At 69.7% G+C, this 22,450-nt stretch carries 22 protein-coding genes; 6 read left to right on the top strand and 16 right to left on the bottom strand.

Annotation, left to right across the window (positions count from 1 at the left end):
- Nucleotides 1-8: 8 nt before the first annotated feature.
- Nucleotides 9-2,063 carry a methyl-accepting chemotaxis protein gene (locus DS843_RS13850; RefSeq protein WP_149469473.1) on the bottom strand — a complete coding sequence of 685 codons (2,055 nt, stop codon included), beginning with the start codon at nt 2,061-2,063 and terminating at the stop codon, nt 9-11.
- A gap of 203 nt (nt 2,064-2,266) precedes the next feature.
- On the opposite strand from DS843_RS13850, the gene DS843_RS13855 reads away from it, so the two are divergent.
- A complete protein-coding gene (locus DS843_RS13855) occupies nt 2,267-2,989 on the top strand; it encodes an MgtC/SapB family protein (RefSeq protein WP_149469474.1) in 723 nt (240 codons plus the stop codon).
- 28 nt (nt 2,990-3,017) lie between these two features.
- On the opposite strand, the gene DS843_RS13860 is transcribed toward DS843_RS13855, so the two are convergent.
- From DS843_RS13860 to msrA, 5 genes are all read right to left on the bottom strand, one after another.
- Complete coding sequence (locus tag DS843_RS13860) at nt 3,018-5,081, bottom strand: DNA translocase FtsK (RefSeq protein WP_149469475.1); 2,064 nt, start codon at nt 5,079-5,081, stop codon at nt 3,018-3,020.
- Nucleotides 5,078-5,764, bottom strand: coding sequence for a PAS domain-containing protein (locus DS843_RS31555; RefSeq protein ID WP_208852237.1), 687 nt, complete (start codon nt 5,762-5,764; stop codon nt 5,078-5,080). The genes DS843_RS13860 and DS843_RS31555 overlap by 4 nt, the downstream gene beginning before the upstream one ends.
- A gap of 173 nt (nt 5,765-5,937) precedes the next feature.
- Entirely contained in the window at nt 5,938-6,303 is a 366-nt protein-coding gene (locus tag DS843_RS13870) for a HigA family addiction module antitoxin (protein WP_149469476.1), read from the bottom strand.
- Between the two features lie 24 nt (nt 6,304-6,327).
- The gene (locus tag DS843_RS13875; protein WP_149469477.1) at nt 6,328-6,609 is read right to left on the bottom strand and encodes a type II toxin-antitoxin system RelE/ParE family toxin; all 282 of its coding nucleotides are present in this window, start codon (nt 6,607-6,609) and stop codon (nt 6,328-6,330) included.
- Nucleotides 6,610-6,674: 65 nt separating this feature from the next.
- The gene (msrA, locus tag DS843_RS13880) at nt 6,675-7,316 is read right to left on the bottom strand and encodes a peptide-methionine (S)-S-oxide reductase MsrA (RefSeq protein WP_149469478.1); all 642 of its coding nucleotides are present in this window, start codon (nt 7,314-7,316) and stop codon (nt 6,675-6,677) included.
- 151 nt (nt 7,317-7,467) lie between these two features.
- Between msrA and DS843_RS13885 the strand changes: the two genes are divergently transcribed.
- Nucleotides 7,468-7,917: a hypothetical protein gene (locus DS843_RS13885; protein ID WP_149469479.1), complete on the top strand. Its 450-nt coding sequence runs from the start codon at nt 7,468-7,470 to the stop codon at nt 7,915-7,917.
- Nucleotides 7,918-7,939: 22 nt separating this feature from the next.
- Here DS843_RS13885 and DS843_RS13890 read toward each other — a convergent pair whose 3' ends face one another.
- The 6 genes from DS843_RS13890 to DS843_RS13915 all read right to left on the bottom strand — a co-directional run bounded on the left by DS843_RS13890 (nt 7,940) and on the right by DS843_RS13915 (nt 11,823).
- Nucleotides 7,940-8,815, bottom strand: a complete 876-nt coding sequence (locus DS843_RS13890; RefSeq protein WP_149469480.1) for a TrmH family RNA methyltransferase — start codon at nt 8,813-8,815, stop codon at nt 7,940-7,942.
- A 66-nt stretch (nt 8,816-8,881) separates the two neighbouring features.
- Nucleotides 8,882-9,865 (bottom strand): SDR family oxidoreductase, encoded by a 984-nt coding sequence (locus DS843_RS13895; protein ID WP_149469481.1) that lies wholly within the window; start codon nt 9,863-9,865, stop codon nt 8,882-8,884.
- Between the two features lie 99 nt (nt 9,866-9,964).
- Nucleotides 9,965-10,543 carry a YqaA family protein gene (locus tag DS843_RS13900; RefSeq protein WP_149469482.1) on the bottom strand — a complete coding sequence of 193 codons (579 nt, stop codon included), beginning with the start codon at nt 10,541-10,543 and terminating at the stop codon, nt 9,965-9,967.
- A gap of 109 nt (nt 10,544-10,652) precedes the next feature.
- Nucleotides 10,653-10,901: a hypothetical protein gene (locus DS843_RS13905; RefSeq protein WP_149469483.1), complete on the bottom strand. Its 249-nt coding sequence runs from the start codon at nt 10,899-10,901 to the stop codon at nt 10,653-10,655.
- Nucleotides 10,902-10,974: 73 nt separating this feature from the next.
- The gene (locus DS843_RS13910; protein ID WP_149469484.1) at nt 10,975-11,358 is read right to left on the bottom strand and encodes a c-type cytochrome; all 384 of its coding nucleotides are present in this window, start codon (nt 11,356-11,358) and stop codon (nt 10,975-10,977) included.
- Nucleotides 11,359-11,415: 57 nt separating this feature from the next.
- Complete coding sequence (locus DS843_RS13915; protein ID WP_149469485.1) at nt 11,416-11,823, bottom strand: winged helix-turn-helix domain-containing protein; 408 nt, start codon at nt 11,821-11,823, stop codon at nt 11,416-11,418.
- A 265-nt stretch (nt 11,824-12,088) separates the two neighbouring features.
- Here DS843_RS13915 and adh point away from each other — a divergent pair, with 265 nt between their 5' ends.
- The 4 genes from adh to DS843_RS31765 all read left to right on the top strand — a co-directional run bounded on the left by adh (nt 12,089) and on the right by DS843_RS31765 (nt 18,394).
- Nucleotides 12,089-13,609: an aldehyde dehydrogenase gene (gene adh, locus DS843_RS13920; protein ID WP_149469486.1), complete on the top strand. Its 1,521-nt coding sequence runs from the start codon at nt 12,089-12,091 to the stop codon at nt 13,607-13,609.
- A 79-nt stretch (nt 13,610-13,688) separates the two neighbouring features.
- Complete coding sequence (locus tag DS843_RS13925; protein ID WP_149469487.1) at nt 13,689-14,072, top strand: DUF779 domain-containing protein; 384 nt, start codon at nt 13,689-13,691, stop codon at nt 14,070-14,072.
- Between the two features lie 366 nt (nt 14,073-14,438).
- Entirely contained in the window at nt 14,439-15,692 is a 1,254-nt protein-coding gene (nosP, locus tag DS843_RS13930) for a nitric oxide-sensing protein NosP (protein ID WP_149469488.1), read from the top strand.
- Entirely contained in the window at nt 15,689-18,394 is a 2,706-nt protein-coding gene (locus DS843_RS31765; protein ID WP_149469489.1) for a NahK/ErcS family hybrid sensor histidine kinase/response regulator, read from the top strand. The genes nosP and DS843_RS31765 overlap by 4 nt, the downstream gene beginning before the upstream one ends.
- A 138-nt stretch (nt 18,395-18,532) precedes the next feature.
- Here the strand turns inward: DS843_RS31765 and DS843_RS13940 are convergent, their stop codons facing one another.
- From DS843_RS13940 to DS843_RS13955, 4 genes are read right to left on the bottom strand one after another with little or no spacing between them, the layout of a single operon-like run.
- Nucleotides 18,533-19,342 carry an ABC transporter permease gene (locus DS843_RS13940; protein ID WP_149469490.1) on the bottom strand — a complete coding sequence of 270 codons (810 nt, stop codon included), beginning with the start codon at nt 19,340-19,342 and terminating at the stop codon, nt 18,533-18,535.
- The gene (locus DS843_RS13945) at nt 19,339-20,079 is read right to left on the bottom strand and encodes an ABC transporter ATP-binding protein (RefSeq protein ID WP_149469491.1); all 741 of its coding nucleotides are present in this window, start codon (nt 20,077-20,079) and stop codon (nt 19,339-19,341) included. Before DS843_RS13945 ends, DS843_RS13940 begins: the two co-directional genes overlap by 4 nt.
- Nucleotides 20,080-20,083: 4 nt before the next feature.
- Nucleotides 20,084-21,052, bottom strand: coding sequence for a YVTN family beta-propeller repeat protein (locus DS843_RS13950; protein ID WP_149469492.1), 969 nt, complete (start codon nt 21,050-21,052; stop codon nt 20,084-20,086).
- A 38-nt stretch (nt 21,053-21,090) separates the two neighbouring features.
- Nucleotides 21,091-22,263 carry an ABC transporter substrate-binding protein gene (locus DS843_RS13955; protein ID WP_149469493.1) on the bottom strand — a complete coding sequence of 391 codons (1,173 nt, stop codon included), beginning with the start codon at nt 22,261-22,263 and terminating at the stop codon, nt 21,091-21,093.
- Between the last annotated feature and the right edge of the window lie 187 nt (nt 22,264-22,450).

Genomic DNA, 22,450 nt, shown 5'->3' on the forward strand with positions numbered 1-22,450 from the left:
GGCCCGCGTCAGGCCGAGCGAACGCGGTTGACGAAGCCGGTCATCTCCGTCCACAGCAGGTTGGCCTGCCGCACCAGATCGGAGGCGGTGGTCAGAACGTCCCGCGCCTCGTCGCCGGTCAGGTTCGCGGCGCCCAGGACACCGGAGATGGCCGTGGACACCTCGCTGGTTCCGCTGGCGGCCTGCTGGACGTTGCGGGTGATCTCGCGGGTGGCCGCTCCCTGCTGTTCGACCGCCGCGGCGACGGTGGTGTTGATGTTGCTGATGATCCCGATGGTGCCGGAAATGGCGCCGATCGCCTCGACCGCCTTCCGGGTTCCGGCCTGGATGGCGGCGACTTGCGATTCGATGTCGCCGGTCGCCCGCGCGGTCTGGCCGGCGAGGTTCTTCACCTCGTTGGCGACGACGGCGAAGCCCTTGCCCGCCTCGCCGGCGCGGGCGGCCTCGATGGTCGCGTTCAGGGCCAGCAGGTTCGTCTGGGCGGCAATCGCGGAAATCAGCTTGCCCACCTCGCCGATGCGCTCGACGGCGGCGGCCAGCCCCTGCACGGTGGCGCTGGTGTCGTCGGCCTCCTGCACCGCGCGGCGGGACACTTCGGACGCTTCGACGACCTGACGGGCGATCTCCCCGATGGAGGCGTGCAGTTCCTCCGCCGCCGCGGCGACGGTGTGGACGTTGCCGGACACCTGCTCCGCCGCGCTGGACATGACGACGGACCGCTGGGAGGTCTCCTGCGCCGTGTTGGTCAGCTTCTCCGCGCTGCCCTGCATCCCCGTGGCGAAGGTCTTCACGGTTTGGGCGACATGTTCGACGCTGCTCTCGAATCCGTCCGCGAGGCTGTTCAGGGTGCGGCGCTTGTCGGCTTCGGCCTGCTCCTTCATCCGCTCCTGTTCCGCCTCCAGCCGGCGCCGTTCCATCGCGTTGGCGCGGAAGGTGGCCAGCGCGGCGTAGAGGGTGCCGATCTCGTCGCGCCGACCGGTCCGGGGCAGGGCGATGTCGAGGTCGCCGTCCGCCAGACGGTGGGTGGCCTCGGTGACGCGGGCGATGGAGCCGGCGACATCGGCGATGATGCCGTAGGCAAGGCCCAGCGTCACCAGCAGCACGACGGCGCTGAGGGAGGCCACCACGGCGAAAGCCCTGTCGGCATCGGCGGCCCGCCGGGCGGTGAGGCCGTGCAGGTCGGCGGCGAGCCGGTCCTCGACCGCCTTCATGCCTTCGATCCGGTCGGTCGCCTTCTGGAACCAGACCGGCGCCTGGATGCCCTGCAAGGCGCCGGCCAGGCCGCCATCCAGCGCGGTCTTGCGCATGGGGCGGACCGCGTCGAGCGGAGCGCCTTCGGACATCGCGCCGAACTGGGCGGCCTGCTCCGCCGTCGCCAGGGCGCGGAACATGGCGAAGTAGGTGTCCTGGGCGGCGATCAGCCCGATCATCCGCTGGTGCACCGCCGGATCGAACCGCCCGGCGGCGAAGCCGGTGGCACCGGTCGCGCGCTCCTGCCCGGCGCGCTCCTTGCCTTGGATGAAGTTCAGATAGGCGACGAGTTGCACGCCGACCGCCCCGTCGGTGGTGTGGTGCGGCAACCCGGTGGCGGCGTCGAGCAGCGCCAGGATCGGCCCGGTGTAGTAGGCGAAGGACTCCGGCCCCGGCAGGGCCAGGGCGTCGACCGCCTTGCGTCGGGCGGTCAGCTCCTCCAGACCGCGCAGGGCGGCGCCCAGCGTGCCGGAGAAGGCCCGTGCGTCGCCGCCGGACGCGGACGCGAGCGCCTTCACGTCGGCCAGAATCCGGTCGGTCTGCGCGCGCTGGGCGTCCAGTTCGGCGCGGAACTGGCTTCCTCGGCTGCCGATGAACAGCGCGGACGAGCCGCGCTCCTTCTGGAGTTCATGGATGAGAGCGCTGATCCGGGTGACCGAGTCGGTCAGCCCCTGGAGTTCCTCGAAGGCGCGGGCCGTCTGCCAGCGTTCGGCGACCGTGACGCCGGCAAAGGCGAGCAGGCCCAGCATCGGCAGCAGAAGAGCCGTCAACACCTTGCCGCGAATGGAGAGGGCGGAGAGAAGGCCGAACATATCTTTCCTTGGTCGGCTCGAGAGATGGCGCCCTCAATTGAGAACAATTTTACACTTTTGCAACCCGATTTGCTTCGTGGCGCACCCGCCGATCAATATGCCGCATGGGGCGCACGCGCGGATGTCCCGCATCCGCAACCTTCCCCCGGCCAATCGGGGCTACACTGCTCCTTCCAGCCCGATCGTCCCGGAGGGAGGGGAGCATGGACAGGCTGTCCGCCTACTGGTCGCAGGCCGAGCTGATCGCCAACGGCATCATCCTTCTCCATCTGGCCGGGGCGCTGGTCCTCGGCATCCTGATGGGGTACGAGCGCTCCTTCCACGGGCGGGCGGCGGGGATGCGCACCTACGCGCTGGTCTGCCTCGCCTCGACGGCCCTGACTGTGGTCAACGCCTATCCGGGACTGTGGTATGGCGGCATTGGGAGCGGAGCCGGCGGCGACCCGACGCGGGTGATCCAGGGCATCGTGACGGGCATCGGCTTCCTGGGCGCCGGGGTCATCATGCGGGAGGGCTTCTCCATCCGCGGCCTGTCCACCGCGGCGTCGATCTGGACGGCGGCGGCGGTGGGGGTGACCATCGGGCTGGGATTCTACGCCGCGGCCATCGGGGCGGCCTTCCTGGTCATCCTGGTGATGAGCGTCTTCCGCCGGCTGGAGGCGGCGCTGCCGCACCACACGGTGGTCCAGGTCATGCTGGTGTTCGAGCGCGAGCAGGCGCCCCCGGCGGAGGTGATCCGGGCCAAGGCGCTGGAGCATGGCTACGAGATCGTGTCCTGGGCCTTCCACCTGCGCAACGGCAGCGGGCATCTGGAATACCAGCTCACGCTCCAGGCCAGCGGCACGCCGGACCCCATGGAGCTGATCGACAAGCTGGCCCACAGCAGCCGCGTGGTGGAGTTCCGCCTGTCGCCGTCGCGCATCTGATGACGGCGGCAGGCGGGAACGCCTGGGGTTACACGCCCGCGCGCTTGGCCGACAGGCCGGCGGGGGACAGCAGCACCTCGCGCTTGCCCTGGTGGTTGGCCTGGCCGACCACGCGCTCCGTCTCCATGCGCTCGACCAGACGGGCGGCGCGGTTGTAGCCGATCTGAAGCTGGCGCTGGATGAAGCTGACCGACACCTTGCCTTCGCGCACCACGAGGTTGACGGCCTGCATGTAGAGATCGTCGCCGGAGTTGCCGCCGCCGCTTTCGTCGTCGTCGTCGGCGATCGCCTCCTCCTCTTCCTCGGTGATGGCGGTGACGTAGTTGGGGGCGCCCTGCGACTTGATGAACTGCACGATTTCCTCGACCTCCGAATCGGAGACGAAGGGACCGTGGACGCGGGTGATGCGCCCGCCGCCGGCCATGTAGAGCATGTCGCCCTGGCCCAGCAACTGTTCCGCCCCGGCTTCGCCCAGGATGGTGCGGCTGTCGATCTTGGAGGTGACCTGGAAGCTGATCCGGGTTGGGAAGTTGGCCTTGATGGTGCCGGTGATGACGTCCACCGAGGGGCGCTGAGTCGCCATGATCAGGTGGATGCCGGCGGCCCGTGCCATCTGGGCGAGCCGCTGGATCGCCGCTTCGATCTCCTTGCCGGCGACCAGCATCAGGTCGGCCATCTCGTCCACGATGACCACGATGTAGGGAAGTGGCGTCGGCTCCTGCGGGGTCAGGTCGAAGACGGTCTCGGCCTCGCCGGGGACGGTGCGGCGGGGCATCGGCTCGCCGTTGGCGATCATCTCGGCGATGCGGGCGTTGTAGCCCTCGATGTTGCGCACGCCCAGTTTGGACATCGCCTCGTAGCGGCTTTCCATCTCGCGCACGGCCCAGCGGAGCGCGATCACCGCCTTCTTCGGGTCGGTCACGACGGGGGTCAGCAGATGGGGGATGCCGTCATAGACGGACAGCTCCAGCATCTTCGGGTCCACCATGATGAAGCGGCAGCGCTCCGGCGGCAGTCGGTAGAGCAGCGACAGGATCATCGTGTTGATCGCCACCGACTTGCCGGAACCGGTCGTGCCGGCGACCAGCAGGTGCGGCATGCGGGCGAGGTCGGCCACCACCGGTTCCCCGCTGATGTCCTTGCCGAGAGCGATGGCGAGATGGGCCTGCGACTCGGCGAAAGCCGTGTGGTCGAACATCTCGCGCAGATAGACCATCTCGCGCACCGGGTTCGGCAGTTCCACGCCGATCACGCTGCGGCCCGGCACGATGGCGATTCGGGCGGTCACCACGCTCATGGAGCGGGCGATGTCGTCGGTCAGGTTGATGACCGTGGCCGACTTGGTGCCCGGCGCGGGCTCGAACTCGTAGAGCGTCACGACGGGGCCGGGGCGCACGTCCATGATCTCGCCGCGGACGCGGAAGTTCCGCAGCACCGTCTCCAGCATCCGCGCGTTGCGGGCCAGGACGGTCTCGTCATGCTGCTGCGGCGGGCGCGGCGGCGGGTTCTGGAGAAGGGCGGTGCCGGGCAGGGCGTAGGGATCGACCTCGCCGGTCACTTCGTCGGACAACTCGTCGTACGCCGCGGCGGCGGCGGCGGCGTCGTCCGATTCGTCCAGGGCCTCGTCGTCGCCGTCCGCCTCCGCCTCGTCGGCCTCATAGGCGAAGCCGTCGTCCAGGACGTCCTCAGCCTCGTCGTCCCCGTGTTCCTCGTCCCCGTGCTCCTCGTCCTCGGGCAGATCCTCGGCGTCGGGGATGAGGACGTCCTCGGCGTCCACCACCGCTTCGGGTTCCGGAGCCGGGGGCGCCGGTTCGGCGGGGCGCGCCTCATAGGCCCACTCCACACCGGACAGGAAAGCGAATCCGGCAACCACGGCCAGCGCCTCGTCGGCGAGGTTGGTCGAATAGACCGTTCCGGCGCGCGGCGTGCCGGGCAGCACCTCGACGTCCCACAGCAGCCGCCCGTCCGGGCGCGGGTTGGGGATCAGGTTGAAGGGGCGTCCGTTCAGCGCGCACCACAGATTGAACTCGTCGGCGGTGACGACTCCCGACTGGGTCGCGGGCGCGGTCAGGTGGGGCGTGCGCGGCGTCATGCCGGGGCTCCCGGTTTCTGGTCGGTGGAGAAGGACTCGCCGTCTTCGGCGTCGTCGGGGATGTCGAGATCGGTCTCGGATGCGGGTTCCGCGGCTTCGTCCGTCCCGTCGCCGGTATCGGCGCCCTCATCGGCGGGGGCCTCCGTCTCGTCGTCCGGGTCCGCTTCGCCGGTCAGCACCTCTGCCTCCTCCACCGCGTCAATCTCCATCGCATCGGGGGTGAGGAGGGCGCAGGGCGGTTCGTCCGGCGGCAGCTCGTAGGCGGCGACCAGCAGCTTGTCGATCGCCTCGCCATCGCTGGACATCGGCAGGGCCAGCCGTTCCCAGGTCCGCATGACGCCGCTGAAATCGGCGGTGTAGACGCGGGCGACCGGCAGCCGCTCGCGCACGAGCGAAGCGTATTCGGGCCGCAGGATGGCCCGCTGCTCCTCCGGCAGATCGTCCAGCGTGGCGCCCAGGCGCGAATGCCCGAAGGCCGCGGCGAGCGACTGGCCGTAATAGGAATAGACGAAGTCGTCGTCACCGATGACCTCGAAAATCACAATATTGTCTTTCCACGGCCTCAGGTCGGCTGGGGCAATGGTGCTGGACACCGGCGGCTTTCCGCCGGTGCATTTGGTGAGCCAGAAGTCAAGCAGGCCGCTCAGGTGCGGCGTCGCCAGCTCGGTTCTTTCCTTGATCATGGATTGGGCGCGGAATTCTCGGGCGGCGCCCCGCGGGGCTACCCCCTGGAGCTTTCATGGACCGCCGGAACCATACCCGGAAGGGACTGGCAGGCGCAACCGCAAGGGACCGCCCCGTTCAAGCCGGCTTTACCCTGTCGCCCGGATGCCGCAGTGGCGGCGCCGGGGACGCTTCAGGCGGCGCGGGGGCGCACCTCCTGCTCGACCCGCGGACCAACGCTGCGCCGGGCCGTTTCGAGATCGTAATGGCTTTGCAGATTGATCCAGGACTGCGCGTCCGTGCCGAAATAGCGGGCAAGCCGCAGGGCGGTTTCGGCGCTGATGGCGCGCCGTCCCGCCAGGATCTCCGTCACGCGGTTCGGGGGAACACCGATGTCCTTGGCCAAGCGGTAGGCCGTCAGGCCCAGCGGCTCCAGCCATTCGTCGCGCAAAATCTCACCGGGATGGACGGGGGCCAGCACTTGGTCCGCCACGCCCGCCTCGACCGCGGCGCTGAGATCGACCCGTCCGGCCTCAAGATCGTCGATGCGGATCGTCATGGTCTGGTCCTCGGAGCTTGTCTCTCAATGATAATCTGTGATCTCGACGTCGTGCGCGTCGCCGTCCCGCCAGACGAAGCAGACGCGCCATTGATCGTTGATGCGGACGCTGTGCTGGCCGCCGCGGTCTCCCTTCAGCGCCTCCAGCCGGTTGCCGGGTGGAGAACGCAGGAAGTCCAGCGTCGTGGCCGCGTGCAGCAGATCCAGCTTCATCTTCGCGCGTCGGCGCAGATCCGCGGGAAAGCCCTTTGCGGCCAGTCCCTGGAACAGCGCGGCGGTGCGCGCATCGGCGAAGCTCCGGATCATGAGGGCATTATGCGCTGCGTATATATGTCCGTCAAGCGTACCGTATACGCAGTGCATCCATGCGGTCACGCCGCGCAGGTCACCCCCGTCCCGCCCAGCCCGCAATAGCCGGCGGGATTCTTGGACAGATACTGCTGGTGATAGTCCTCGGCGTAGTAGAAGGGCGGGGCCTCGCGGAGTTCGGTCGTCACCGGGCCGAAGCCGGCCTGTTGCAGACGGGACTGGTAGGACTCCCGGCTGGCCTCGGCGGCGGCGCGCTGGGCTTCGCTGTGGGTGTAGATGGCGGAGCGGTACTGGGTGCCCACGTCGTTGCCCTGGCGCATGCCCTGGGTCGGGTCGTGCGCCTCCCAGAAGACACGCAGCAGATCCTCGTAGCGGACCTTGGCCGGGTCGTAGACGACGCGAACCGCCTCCGTATGGCCGGTGCGGCCCGAACAGACCTCCTCATAGGTCGGGTTGGGGGTGTGGCCCCCCTGATAGCCGACCATGGTCGCCCACACGCCCGGCACCTTCCAGAACTTGCGCTCCGCCCCCCAGAAGCAGCCGAGTCCGAAATCGGCCACTTCCATCCCCTCCGGGAAGGGCGGCGTCAGCGGGTTGCCGTTGACGTGGTGGCGGGACGGCACGGGGACCGGCGTGTCGCGGCCGGGCAGCGCCTCGTCCGCGCTGGGCAAGGCGGCGGGCTTGCGCATGAACATTCCGAGCATCTCGGCCTCTCCGATGGCGTGGGGTTCGGGCACTATGTCGGGTCGCCGGGCGCCGGAGGCAAGCCGGCGCATTCTGCGGGAGCCTTCTCCGTCCCCGTGTGTTTACCCTTCGGAATGTTCAGTCCAAGGTGGAACCGCGGGGAGACGAACCATGACGATCGACGACGCCACCCTCCAGCGCCTGATTGACAAGGGGCGGCAGAACGGCAACCGGCTCGGCATCGAGCAGCTCGGCCAGGACGTGCCGGTGGAGACGATGACCCCGGAGGAGGTCGCCATTCTGGTGGAGCGGCTGGAGACCGCGGGAATCGACGTGGAACTGACCGACCAACGGCTGAAGCGCCCGCGCGGCGACGCCGGGTCCGACTACCAGCGCGGGGCCGGAGTCGTCACCATCGCCGCCCCCGCGGCCCCCGCCGTCTCCGCCCCCGGCGCCCGCCCGTCCGAGCATGGCTGGGCCGACGAAGGGCTGGGGCATGCCCATGGCGGGCATCACGGCTCCCGCCGCGCGCCCACCTGGGACCGCGGCGGGGTGGACATGCTGCCCGTTGTCTCGGTCATCGTGGTGGCGCTGGTGCTGATCGTCGCGCTCGGCGGCTGAGGTCCGGCTTTCAGCTTTGCGCTCAGGCCGGCTTCGCCAGGGCGTGGATGAGGATGGCCGCGGTTGCCGCGACGTTCAGCGACTGGACGCGGCCCGTGCCGGGCAGGGTCAGGATGTCCTCGCAGGCGGCGAGGGTGGCGGGGGGAAGCCCGTCCTCCTCGTTGCCCAGCACGATGGCGGCGGGCCGGTCGCCCTGGGCGAGTGCCGCCGGGTCGGTCACCACCGCCCGGCCCCGGCCCAGCGCCGTCCCGGCCACCCGGTAGGAATCGCGCAGCCGTTTCAGCGTCGCCGGCAGTCCGGTGGCCCGGCACAGCTCCACCCACTCGAAACCGCCCTCGGCCACGCGGTAGGCGGACTCCGACGGCAGGGCCTGTCCGGGATGGTCCGACACCACGACGCGCCGCAGGCCGAAGAAGGCGGCGGTGCGCAGGATGGCGCCCAAATTGTGCGGGTTGCCGACCCCATCCAGGATCAGCAGCGGCTGCCCGTCCGCCGCCCAGCGCTTCGCCGCCTCGATGTCGAAGGCAGGCACGGCGCGCGGCGCGATCAGGGCGACGACCCCGCCGTGCAGGACCGTTCCGGCGACCTTCGCCAGCTCGTCGGCGTCCACCATGCGGTAGGGCCTGCGGGCCGCGGCCATGGCCTTGCAGAAGTCGCCGGTCTTCGCCTTCAGCCGCTCCTCGAAGAACAGCCGCTCCACGCGCGCCGCGTCGTGGGTGAACAGGGCGGAGACGGCGGACAGGCCGGCAACGCGGAACAGCTTTCCAGACTCCCGCCCCGGCTCCTCGCGCGGCTCCTCCCGGCGCATGTCCCTGCCGGCGCGGGCCGGGCCGGAACGCGGCGGGCGGGCAGGGGAGGAGACGGGCGGACGGCCGCGCGGGGGCGCCGGCTTCGGCATGATGGACTCGGTGCTTGCGGGAACGGGCCGGCATTCTGAACCAACCCGTCCGCGAACTCAAAGCCCTCAGTGCCTGCCGTTCCGGCTCCGGGCGTAGCCGGCATAGGCTGCGGCGGCGGCGGCCGCGACTCCGGCGACGAGCAGAGGCGACACCCAGCCGGGCGGCGGGGTGCGGTAGCCGCCGGTGACGCCGCGGCCCCGCTCCACCGGGCCGAACAGGTTGCCGTCGCTGGGCGGGGCGGGCGGCGTCCGGCTGAAATGGCGGTGGGCGCCGTAGCCGGCGATCTTCTCCATCAGGCGGGGGGCCACCGCGTGCCCCAGCCGGGTCAGGGGAGTCATCGCGCCGACCATCGCCTGGGCGCGCGGGCGCAGGGCAACGGCCAGCACGGTGTCGGCCACGTCCTGCGGGTCGTCGTAGAAGGGGTTTTCGGCGTCCAACTGGTGGCCGGTGTAGTTGGCGCCGTGGGACATGCCCGGCGTGTCGGTGAAGAAGGGGTAGACGCCGCAGACATGGATGTCCGGCGCGTCCACCAACTCCGCCCGCAGGCTTTCCAGAAGCCCTTCCAGCCCGAACTTGCTGGCCGCATAGGCGGCGGCGTAGGGGGCGGGCGCCCAGGCACCGACCGACACCGTGTTGATGAGAACCCCGTAACCCTGCCGGCGGAACAGCGGAAGGACGGCGTGGGCGCCGTAGAGAGGCCCGAACAGGTTGGTCTCGACGACCCGGCGGTGCGCTTCCAGCGGCGTGTCCTCGAACCGCCCGACCGCCCCGACGCCCGCGTTGCTCACCCAGACGTCGATGCCGCCGAACCGCTCCACCGCCTGGGCGGCCAGCCGCCGGACCGCGTCCGCGTCGGTGACGTCGGTGGGGACCACCTCGGCTTCGGCGCCCAGTTCCCGGCATTCCCCGGCCACCTCGCCGAGAAGCTCCTCCCGCCGGGCGGCCAGCACCAGCCGGGCGCCCTCCCGCGCGAACGTCAGGGCGGTGGCCCGCCCGATTCCGCTCGACGCGCCGGTGACGACCACCACGGCCCCGCGCACGCTGTCCATCCGTCCTCTCCCATCGACGCTTCGTCGTGGGCATCAACAGGAGAGACCGGCCCATCGTCGCGGGTTGACGGATGGGCGGGCCGGGGAATGGACGGCCGGTCAGATCAGCTTGATCGCCAGGAAACCGCCGATCAGGGCGACGGCGAAGGCGGTGGTGACCAGGGTCAGCCGCTTTTCGATGAAGGTCCGCACCGGCTCCCCGAACCAGTAGAGCAGGGCGGCGACCAGATAGAAGCGGATGGCGCGCGACAGGATGGAGGCGCCGATGAACACCCAGATGTTCAGCTTCGCCACGCCCGCCGTGATGGTCAGCAGTTTGTAGGGGATGGGCGTCATGCCCTTGATGATCAGGATCTCCGCCCCGTATTCGACGAAGGTATGGCGCAGCGTCTCGAACTGGGCGTCCAGATGGTAGAAGTCGATGACCACCTGCCCGATGGTCTCGTACAGGAAATAGCCGATCATGTAGCCGGCGACGCCGCCCACCACCGAGGCCAGCGTGCAGATCGTCGCGATCCGCCACGCCGCCTGCCGGTTGGCGAGGACCATCGGCACCATCAGGATGTCCGGCGGGATCGGGAAGAAGGAGCTTTCCGCGAAGGAAACCCCCGCCAGCCAGGTGGTGGCGTTCTTCGAGGCCGCCTTGGCCATCGTCCAGTCGTAAAGGCGCTTCAACATGCCGGTCGCAGCCCGTGTTGTGCCGGTGAGGGAGCCCCTGTTTTAGCGGGGGACCGGACCATCGGCTACGACCAATTCGGGGCGGCCCCGGAAAGGCTACGCCATCGGATTACGAAGAGGACGGCGGCCTGCCGGAATCCGCTGAGCCCGATTTCGCGGAATCGGGATCGGCGCGCGACACCGGATCGCAGTCGCCGTCGCGGGAACCGCCCGGATGGCCGCCGGGCATGCCGCGGTAGCGCGTGTCCGGGTTGGACCCGCCGCCGCCGCTCTGCTCGTCGCAGAGCGGTTCGATGTCGGTCTTGCGGATGGACGCCTTGTCTCCTGCGATGTCGTCCCTGGCGCTGTCGTCGGTCATGGCCGCTCTCCGGCTGCGGATATGGAATCCGGGCAACAGGCCGGCGCCGCCCAGGTTCCCGTCCCGCTGACGCTCACTTCGTCGCGGCTTCCAGATAGGCGATCAGGTCGGCGCGGTCCTCCGGCTTCGCCACGCCGGCGAAGGCCATGCGGCTGTCGGGAATGACCGCCTTCGGGTTGGCGAGGTAGGGGTCGAGCGTCGCCGCGTTCCATTGGATGCCGGACGCCTTCAGCCCTTCGGAATAATTGGCGAAGCTGTCCACCGTCCCGGCCTTGCGCCCGAACAGATCGTGCAGCGTGGGGCCGACGCGGTTCTTGCCCGCTTCCACCGTGTGGCAGGCCTTGCACTGGCGGAACAGCTTCTCCCCGTTGGCCGGATCGCCGTCGGCCAGGGCCGGAAACGGTGCGACGGCGAGCAGGATGACGGCGGCGAGTGCAGTGCGGGCGGCAATGCGCATGGGTCGGAAGCCTCCTTCGTTTCGCCGCGGCGGAAGGTCGCGGCGCCGACGGAGACTTTACGGATCGTCCGATTCCGGACCATTGGACTTTGGACCGGTGTCGCCGGCGCCTTTCCCGGTCTCCGCCCCCGGTTTCAGCGCCTCGTCCAGCCAGGCGAGATGGGGGGCGGCGGCGCGGCGGGCCTCCTCCTCCATGCGGCGGTAGCGGGCGATCACCTCCTGCCCGAAGGCGGTCAGGCCGGTCCCGCCGCCCTCCCGCCCGCCGACGTTGGTGCGCACCACCGGCTCGCGGAAGGCGGAATTCATCGTCTCCACCAGGAACCACGCGCGGCGGAAGGACATGCCGAGCGCCCGCGCCGCCGCGGAGATGGAGCCGGTGCGGTCGATCTCCTCCAGCAGGGACACCTTGCCGGGGCCGATGGCGCCGGAGGGGTGGAGGAAGCGCAGCCGGATGTCGGTCGTCATGGCCTGTGTCTCGCCGGGAAACGGGATGGTCGAACGGGGGTGCTCTCCGCCCAAGGTATCATCTGCCGCCGCAGGGCCGGTCCCGAATTCGCACCCTCCGGCGTCTGCAACCAAAGTCGAATTTACCGGCCTTCCCCGAAACCGCGATAACGGCGGGGCGCTGTGACGGAACCGGTCATCGGACGAACGGACACAGGGCGCACAACCCGCCAATCGCCATTCCGCGACATTCAGTTCGGGCAATCCGCTTCGGGAGGAAACCGCCGTGATCCATCAGGCCCTGGAAACGCTCAGCAAGCAGGTCGCCATCCGGCCGCGCTACGACAACTTCATCGGCGGCCAGTGGGTTCCGCCGACGAAGGGCCAGTATTTCACCAACCTGACCCCGATCACCGGCAAGCCGCTGTGCGAGGTCGCCCGCTCCACCGCGGAAGACATCGAGAAGGCGCTGGACGCCGCCCACAAGGCCAAGGACGCCTGGGGCCGCACCTCCCCGGCGGAGCGCGCGCGCATCCTGAACAAGATCGCCGACCGCATGGAAGAGCGTCTGGACGTCCTGGCGCTGGCCGAGACGCTGGACAACGGCAAGCCGATCCGCGAGACGACCCACGCCGACCTGCCGCTCGCCATCGACCATTTCCGCTACTTCGCCGGCTGCGTCCGCGCCCAGGAAGGCACCATCGCGGAGATCGACCACACCACCTACGCCTATCATTTCCACGAGCCGCTGGGCGTCGTCGGCCAGATCATCCCGTGGAACTTCCCGCTGCTGATGGCCGTGTGGAAGCTGGCCCCGGCGCTGGCCGCCGGCAACTGCGTCGTCCTGAAGCCCGCCGAGCAGACTCCGATGGCCATCATGGTCATGATGGAGATCATCGGCGACCTGCTGCCGGACGGCGTCCTGAACGTCGTCAACGGCTTCGGCATCGAGGCGGGCAAGCCGCTGGCCCAGAGCCCGCGCATCGCCAAGATCGCCTTCACCGGCGAGACGACGACCGGCCGCCTGATCATGCAGTATGCGGCGGAGAACATCATCCCGGTCACGCTGGAGCTGGGCGGCAAGTCGCCGAACATCTTCTTCAACGACGTGATGGCCGATGACGACGAGTTCCTGGACAAGGCGCTGGAAGGCTTCGCCATGTTCGCGCTGAACCAGGGCGAGGTCTGCACCTGCCCGTCGCGCGTCCTGGTGCAGGAAAAGATCTACGACAAGTTCATGGAGAAGGCGGTCGCCCGCGTCGCCGCGGTGAAGCAGGGCAGCCCGCTCGACCCCGCGACGATGATCGGCGCCCAGGCGTCCATCGACCAGCTCGAGAAGATCCTCTCCTACATCGACATCGGCAAGGCCGAGGGCGCCAAGGTGCTGATCGGCGGCGAGCGCGCCCATCTGGGCGGCGAACTGGAGAGCGGCTACTACGTCCAGCCGACGGTCTTCGAAGGCCACAACAAGATGCGCATCTTCCAGGAGGAGATCTTCGGGCCGGTCGTGTCCGTGACCACCTTCAAGACCGAGGAGGAGGCGCTCGCCATCGCCAACGACACGCTCTACGGCCTGGGCGCCGGCGTGTGGAGCCGCGACGGCAACCGCGCCTTCCGCATGGGCCGCGCCATCCAGGCGGGCCGCGTGTGGACCAACTGCTACCACCTCTACCCGGCCCACGCGGCCTTCGGCGGCTACAAGCAGTCCGGCATCGGGCGCGAGACCCACAAGATGATGCTCGACCACTACCAGCAGACCAAGAACCTGCTGGTCAGCTACAGCCCGAAGGCCCTGGGCTTCTTCTGATCCTTCCGTCTCCTCCCTGACCTTGCGGGGCCGGCGGCCATTCGGCTTCCGGCCCGCATTTTCTCTGGAGCATCCGCCCATGGTCGAACGAGTCGTCGCCACACCGGCGGCCCTGGAACTGATCGAGAAGCTGCGCGGGCTCTACGGGCCGCTGTTCTTCCATCAGTCCGGCGGCTGCTGCGACGGAAGCGCGCCGATGTGCTTCATGGAGGGGGAGTTCCGCCCCGGCGGCCAGGACGTCCGGCTGGGGGAGATCGGGGGCTGTCCCTTCTACATGGGGGCGGCGCAGTTCGAATACTGGTCGCACACCCAGCTCATCATCGACGTCGTGCCGGGGCGCGGCGCCAGCTTCTCGCTCGAAGCGCCGGAGGGCGTGCGCTTCCTCACCCGCTCCCGCCTGTTCTCCGATGGCGAGGTGGAGGCGCTGCGTTCCCATTCGAACGATATGGCGAAAAGAGCATAGCGCTTTTCCGTGGAATGCGGTATTCAGGATTCGACTTTGGGAGCTTCCCGGTCGGTGCGGCTGCCGGGCGGTCTGATCCGTGTTCAGACCGGTTTCCCCGTGCAGCGGCGCATATGGAACCGAACTCAGGCGCCTTCCGCGATGGTGGAGGGCGCCTTTTTCGTTGGGTGGGGGCAGCAGCAAGCACCAGCGCCCGCGCGCCAACATCGGGGAACACCCCCAACCCTCCCTTAGACCATGGTCGCATGCCCGCACCCCCGCACCGGCTTTGCCCGGCGGGCGGCGCTGAGGTAACCTATAGGTCATCCGCCCAGGTTCCCCGGCCCGCTTCCCGGCGCCGGGGGGCGGCTTCGGGTGATGGATGCCATGCCGATGCTTTTCGGGACCCGCACTGTGACCAGTCATCCGGCTTCGGACGCCTTCACTTCCGATGCTCCGCCCGGCGCCTCCGCGTCCAGCCCGTCCCTGCCGCGCGCCGTCTCGATGGCGGAGGACGCCCGCTCCGCCGCGCGGGAATTGTTCGAGGGGCTGTGCGGGAAGCACCCCGCCGCCGCCGCGGAGCTGGAGATGGTGCTGATCTTCTGCTCCGCCCATTACGACCGGGTGGAGCTGGCGGCGGCGCTGGCTGAGCTGTTCGGGCCGGTGCCGGTGGTCGGCTGCACCACGGCGGGGGAGATCACGCCCTTCGGCTACGCTGCCGGATCGCTGGTCGCCATTGGCTTCCCGCGCGCCGACTTCACCATCGCCACCCAACGGATCGACGACCTCGACCGCTTCTCCATCGCCGACGCGCCGCGCGTCCTGCGCAGCCTGATGGAGCAGCGCGACGTCGCCCTGGCCGCCCGCCCCGACGCCTTTCCCGACCATGGCAGCTTCGCCTTCCTGATGATCGACGGCATGTCGCGGGCGGAGGAGATGGTGGTCAGCGCGCTGCACAGCGTGCTGATGGACATCCCGCTGTTCGGCGGCTCCGCCGGGGACGAGCTGCGGTTCGAGCGCACCTTCGTCCTGCACGAGGGGCGGTTCCACACCAACGCCGCCGTGCTGATGCTGGTCACCACCGCGCGCCGCTTCGTGGTCTTCCGGACGGAGCATTTCGTGGCGTCCGACGCCAAGATGGTGGTGACCGGCGCCGACCCGCAGCGCCGCATCGTCACGGAGATCAACGCCGAACCGGCGGGCCGCGAGTACGCCCGCATGGTCGGGCTGGAGGGGGAGCCGCTGACGCCCCTGATCTTCGCCGCCTATCCCGTCGTCGTGCGGGTGGGGGGCGAGTATCACGTCCGCTCCATCCAGAAGGTCAACGACGACGAGAGCCTGACCTTCTACTGCGCCATCGACGAGGGGATCGTGCTGACCGTCGCCCGCGGCGTCGATCCGGTGGAGAATCTGGAGGAGATGATGCGCAAGCTGGCCGCGGAGATCGGCGGGCCGCCGGATCTCGTGCTCGGCTGCGACTGCATCCTGCGCCGGCTGGAGCTGGAGCAGCGGCAGCTCAAGCACGTCATGTCGGCGGCGCTGGCGCGGCACAACGTCATCGGCTTCTGCGCCTACGGCGAGCAGTACAACGCCATGCACGTCAACCAGACCTTCACCGGTGTCGCGATAGGTGCGCGATGACGCTCATCTTCGATTGGCGGGAGCCGTCCCGTCCGCCCGCGGACCCGTCGTCCGCGACCCATCCGTCCTCACCGGACGAGCGCAGCCGGGTGGAGGCGCTGGAGCGCGAGAACGCCAAGCTCCGCCGCATCAACCAGGTGCTGATGGACCGGGTGGAACGGTCGATGGACGTGCAGGGGGGCGCCTTCTCCCTGTTCCAGACCGCGATCGTCCTGGAGCAGAAGGTCCGCGAACGCACGCTGGAGCTGGAACGCGCCCTGCGCGAGCTGGAGGACAGCCACCGCGCCCTGGCCCGCGCCAAGGAACTGGCCGACACCATGCGCACCCGCCTGTCGGAGGCCATCGAGTCGGTCAACGAGGGCTTCGCCATCTTCGACAGCGACGACCGGCTGGTCCTGTGCAACAGCAAGTATCTGGCCCTGTGGCCGGAAATCCGCGACCGCATCGTGCCGGGCATCCGCTTCCAGGAGATCGCGGAACTGGCGGCCTCCTCCCGCACCATCGCCGACGCCTACCCGCGGCCCGACCGCTGGCTGTCGGAACGGCTGGCCCAACACCGGGCGCTGAAGGGTCCCTACGTCTACCGGCTGGCGGACGGGCGCTGGGTCCAGGTGAACGAGCGGCGGACCCGCGACGGCGGGGTGGTCGGCGTCTACACCGACATCACCGACATCAAGGAGCATGAGACCCGCCGCCGCGAACGCGAACTGGCCGAAAAGTCGGCGCTGCTCCAGGCGACGCTGGACAACATCGCCCAGGGCGTCGGCGTGTACGACCGCGACCAGCGGCTGGTCGCCTGGAACGAGCGCTTCACCGGCCTGCTGCGCCTGCCCGCCAACGTGGCGGAGCGCGGGGCGGGCTTCGCCGACTTCGTTCTGCACCACGCCGCACTCGGCGACCGCGGCCTGTCGCTGAGCGCCCTGATGATGCCCAGTTGCCTCGTCGAGCAGCCCTGGCTGGATGGCACGGTGCTGGAGATCAGCCGCAACCCCATGCCGGGCGGCGGCTTCGTCCTGACCTTCACCGACATCACCGAGCGCAAGCGGGCCGAGCAGGCGCTGCGCGACAGCGAGGAGCGCATCCGGCTGGTCACCGACGCGGTGCCGGCGCTGATCGCCTATGTGGACGCCGAGCAGCGCTTCCGCTTCGTCAACAAAGCCTATGAGGGCTGGTTCAACCGCAAGCGGGAGGAGATCGAGGGCCAGCCCATGTGGGCGGCGCTGGGCGACCTCTATTACGAGGTGCGGCGTTCCTACGTGCTGCGGGCGCTGGCCGGCGAGGAGGTGACCTTCGACCTGGAACTGCCCGGCGAGAACGGGGCTCCGCGCTATGCCGTCGCCACCTACATCCCGCATTTCGGCGAGCGGCGGGGCGGCGGCAAGCCGGAGGTGCTGGGCTATTTCGGCCTGATCCACGACATCACCGAGCGGCGCATGGCGGCGGAGGCCCTGGCCGACGCCAAGGACAGCCTGGAACACCGCGTGGCCGAGCGCACCGCCGAACTGACCCGCCTCAACGGCCAGCTTCAGCAGGAGATCGCCGAACGCATCGCGGCGGAGGAGGCGCTTCGCCTCGCCAAGGCGGAGGCGGAGCAGGCCAACCTGTCCAAGACCCGCTTCCTGGCGGCGGCCAGCCACGACCTGCTGCAACCGCTGAATGCCGCGCGGCTGTTCGTCTCGGCGCTGGGCGATCTGGAGCAGCCGGAGCCGAACCGCGGGCTGGTGGACAACATCGACGTGGCGCTGGCCTCGGTGGAGGACCTGCTGTCGGCTCTGCTGGACATTTCCAAGCTGGACGCCGGGGCGGTGCGGCCCGAGATCGCCGACTTCCCGATCCGCAGCCTGCTCGGCGCGCTGGCCACCGAATACGCGGCGGTGGCGAAGGAGCGCGGGCTCGACCTCTGCGTCGTTCCCAGCCACGCCGTGGTGCGCAGCGACGTCCGGCTGCTGCGCCGAATCCTTCAGAACTTCCTGTCCAACGCCCTGCGCTACACGCAAGCGCGGGGCGGGGCCGGGCGTGTCCTGGTCGGCTGCCGGCGGACGTCCGAAGGCTTGCGGATCGAGGTGTGGGACACCGGCCCCGGCGTGCCCGCCGACAAGCTGGGCGAAATCTTCCAGGAGTTCCGCCGCCTCGACACGCCCTGCGCCAACGAGCGGGTGCGCGGCATGGGCCTCGGCCTCGCCATCGTGGAGCGGGTGGCGCGGATGCTCGACCACCCGATCACCGTGCGCTCCCAGCCGGGGCGGGGGTCGGTTTTCGCGGTGACGGTGCCCTTCGGGCGCTACGCCCGCCCGGTGCGCGCCCTGGAGGCCCCGGTGCGGACCGCCTCGAACCGGCTGGCCGGCACGCGGGTGCTGGTGATCGACAACGAGCCGGCGGTTCTGGCCGGGATGCGCGCCCTGCTGGAAGGCTGGGGCTGCACCGTCGCCACGGCGGCGTCGGGCGACGAGGCGCTGGCCGGGCTGGGGGCGGTGGCTCCGGACGTGCTGTTCGCCGATTACCACCTGGACGACGGGGTGATCGGCTTCACCGAGATCGCGCGGGTGCGCGAGCGCTGCGGGGCGGACCTGCCCTCGGTCCTCATCACCGCCAACCGCACCGCGGAGGTGGTGGAGGAGGCGCAGGCCATGGGATGCCATGTGCTGAACAAGCCGGTGCGCCCGGCGCAGTTGCGCGCGGTGATGACGGGGTTGTTGGGGTAGGGAGTTTGGGGGGAGTGGTCGCGCTGGGCCCCCCTCCCGACCTCCCCCCACTTCGCAGGGGGAGGAGTAAAGCCCTCCCCCGCCGAAGGTGGGGGAGGGTTGGGTGGGGGCCCAGCGCGACCACTCCCAAAAAGCTCCTTACTCCCCACCCGCCTTCCGCGCCAAGAACCCCCGCGCCGGGTTGTAGCCGTACACCGCCCCGCCCAGGAAGACCGCCAGCGCCAGCACGGTCCAGCCCAGCGCCGGAAGGTTCACGTCCAGATACAGCGCGAAGCGGATCAGCTCCACCGCCTGGCTGAAGGGGTTGACGGCGCACAGGACGTAGAGCAGTTCCCCCGCCTCCTGCATCTTCCACAGCGGATAGAGCGCGGTGGACAGGAAGAAGGTCGGGAAGATGACGAAGTTCATCACGCCCGCGAAATTCTCCAACTGCCGGATGGCCGAGGACAGCAGCATCCCCAGCGCCCCCAGCATCAGCCCGCTGACGACCAGCGCCGGCAGCACCGCGACGTAGCCGAGCGGCGGCGCCTGCACCCCGTAGACCCAGGCGACGGCGAGGAAGGCGTAGACCTGGAGGATCGACACCGCCGTTCCGGCCAGAAGCTTCGCCGTCAGAAGGAACCAGCGGGGCAGGGGGCTGACCAGAAGCATCCGCATGCTGCCCATCTCGCGGTCGTAGACCATCGACAGCGAACTCTGCATCCCGTTGAACAACTGCACCATCCCGGCGAGGCCGGGGACGATGTAGACCTCGTAAGGGATGTAGGTCTCGTAGGGCGGGGTGATGGCGATTCCCAGCGCCGCGCGGAAGCCCGCCGCGAAGACGAACAGCCAGAGCAGCGGGCGCACCAGAGCCGACAGGAAGCGCTCCCGCTGGTGGACGAAGCGCAGCACCTCGCGCCCGACGATCCCGCCGAGCGCAAGGATATAGTGAGCGGGGGCCGTCACGCCGCCTCCATCGCGGTCAGGCGGGTGAAGCTCTCGGTCAGCGTGTCCGCCCCGGTGCCGCCGACGACCTCCGCCACCGGTCCCGCCGCGCGGACCCGCCCGCGGTGGATCACCACCACGCGGTCGTCCGGGGCGATCTCGTCGATCAGGTGGGTGGCCCAGAGGACGGCGATGCCGCGCTCCCGGCACAGGGCGTGGACATGCTCCACGATGGCGCGGCGGGCCGGAACGTCCAGCCCGACGGTCGGCTCGTCCAGCACCAGAAGGGCCGGCTCGTGCAGCAGGGCGCGGGCCAACTCCACCCGGCGGCGGTGGCCGCCGTTCAGCGCCCGCACCGTCTCGCCGATGCGTTCCGCCATTCCCAGCCGCTCCAGGGACTCCCGAGCGCGGGCCTCGGCGGTGCGGCGGGGGATGCCGTGCAGGGCCGCGAAGTAGAGCAGGTTCTGCCGCACCGTCAGGTCGAGGTCGAGCGTCGGCTGCTGGAACACCACGCCCATCCGGCCCAGCGCCCGCGCCGGTTCCCGCCGCAGATCGACGCCGCCGATGCGGATGGTGCCGCCCGGCGATTCGAACAGGCGGGTGACCAGGGCGAACAGCGTCGTCTTGCCCGCCCCGTTGGGGCCGAGCAGCGCGGTGAAGGACCCCGCCTCCACCGCCAGCGACACGTCCTTCAGCGCGAAGGCCCCGCGGCTGTAGGCGTAGCTGAGACCTTCGACCGACAGCGCGGGCGTTCCCATCCGGTCAGCCCTTCACCGCCACGCCCCAGGGATAGCGCCCGGTCTTGATCGACTTGACGACCTTCAGGCTGTCCACATCGATCACCGACACGTCGCCCGACACGCCGTTGGTGGCGTACAGCCGCTTCTGGTCGGGCGACAGGTCGAGTTGCCAGACGCGGCGGCCAACCAGCAGATAGTCCTTCACCGCGAAGGTCCGGGCGTCCACCACCGCCACATGGTTGGCCGGGCCGAGCGCCACGAAGGCGTAGCGCCCGTCGTCGGTCAGCTTGACGCCCACGGGCTGGATGCGGTCCTGGGGCACCCCTTTGATCTTGAAGCGGATGGTCTGTTCCACCTTCCGGCTGGCCGTGTCGATCACCGACAGGGTGCCGCCGATCTCCGCCGACACCCACAGGCGGCTGCCGTCCTTGCTGAACTGGGCGTAGCGCGGGCGGGCGTCGACCAGCGTGTGGTCCACGGCGGCGCGCTTCTCCGTGTCGATCCAATGGACCATGTTCGTCGTCTCCGACGTGTTCACGGCCCACTTTCCGTCCGGGCTGACCGCCATGCCTTCCGGCTCCACCCCGACATCCACCTGATAGGCGACCTTGCGGTTGGGCACGTCCACCACCGTGACGACGTTGCTTTCCTCGTTGGCGATGAAGAGCTGCTTGCCGTCCGGATGCAGGGCGAACAGCTCCGGGTCCTCGCCCGACGGCAGGTCGTGCAGGATCTTCTTCGTGGCGAGGTCCATCACCTGCACCGTGTCGTCGTCGCTGGCGCAGATGTAGAGGTGCTTGCCGTCCGCGCTCAGCGTGATGCCGCGGGGGCGGCGCCCGACCTTCACCGTCTCCGTCACCGTCAGGGTCGCGCCGTCGATGATGGAGAGGGTGTTGTCCTTCTCGTTCGACACATAGATCGTTTCCGCCAGCGCGGGGACGGCGCAGCCGGCCAGCAGAGCGGCGAGGAGAAGGGTGCGGGCGGTGCTCATCGGAAGGGCGTCCTTTCGGCGGGAATGGTTGGAAAAGGTCAGCGGCGGCAGCCCGTTTCGGGCTGGTCGTGGCCCAGCGTGTCGAGTTCGGTCTTCGGATGCAGGAAGCCGTCCTGCGGCGAGACGGAGACCAGCGAGCGGTCGGCCGCCACCAGCACCGGCTGGCGGAGCTGCCCGTCCCAGCTCCGGAAGGACAGCGGCACGCCCTTGAAGGCGGCCAGCGTGAAGTCCGGCCCGCGGATGTGGGCGGCCAGGGCCGTGGGATCGGTGGAGCGGGTGCGGGTCGCCGCCTCGCCCACCGCGCGGATGGCGGCCCAGGCGGCGTAATCGCGGGGCAGCATGGTGCGCCCGGCGGCGGCCTTGAAGCGGGACTGGAGCTGTGCCGCCCCCCAGGACTCGTGCGTGCGGTGCCAGTTGGTGGGGACGAGGCCCTGCGTGCCGGCGACCGGGCGCGGCTCCCAGGTGCGGTACTGCACATAGTCGCCGAAATCGCCGATCTCGTCGGCCACGATCACCACGTCGTGCCGCTTGCCCTGGGTGAAGACCGGCATTTCGGCCTGGGCGGTGCGGCGGGCGTCGTGGTCCTCGCTCCAGGTCTTCTCCTCCACGACCTCCGCGCCGAAGCGCTTGGCCGCCCGCTTCACCGCGGCGGCGTAGAGCCGGTCCTCGGGCCGGGTGCCGACGATCAGCAGCCACTTCGTCCAGCGCTTCACCGCCAGATACTGGGCCAGACCGTCGGCCAGCATGGCGCGGTCGGGTGCCGTGTGCAGCAGGTTGGGCGCGCACAGCGCGTTGCGCAGGCTGTCGTCGGTGGAACCGGCGTTGAACAGCAGCAGGTTCGCCGCCTCCGGCAGGCGCGCCAGAGCGCCGGGCGTCTCGCCGGGCAGGTCCAGCACGACCAGGCGGTGTCCGGCGGCGGCCAGATCGCGCAGCGCCTGCGCCGGGTCGCCGTCGATGGGGACGGTGACGGCCTCCAGCGCGAAGCGCTGCTTCAGGAAGCGGCCCGTGCTGTTGTTGTCGGCCAGGGCGAGAGTGGCGCCGGCCAGCCCCTCGTCGGCGGGCGGTTCGTCCAGGTTGGACAGGGCGGGGGGGTGCTCCACCTCCTGCGTCAGGTAGGCGATGCGGACGGTCGAAGCGTCGGCGGTTGCGGCCTCCTGTGAATGGGCGACCGGCGCGGCGCACAGCCCGGAGGCCAGCAGGGCAATCCGCATCGAGGAGTGTAACCAGAAGCTGAAACGCATCGCGGGTTTGCACTCGCCTTGGTTTCGGGAGATCAGGGTATCCCCGCCGGGCGGCGTCCCGGAATGCAACTTTGGTACGATTGCGCGGGTGGAAAATTGCGGTTCGGACCGCCGGGGGCCGCCTCCACGCACGGTTGCTACCAAAGTCCAATTATTG

The sequence above is a fragment of the Roseomonas genomospecies 6 genome (genome assembly GCF_008365375.1).
GTDB lineage: Bacteria > Pseudomonadota > Alphaproteobacteria > Azospirillales > Azospirillaceae > Azospirillum.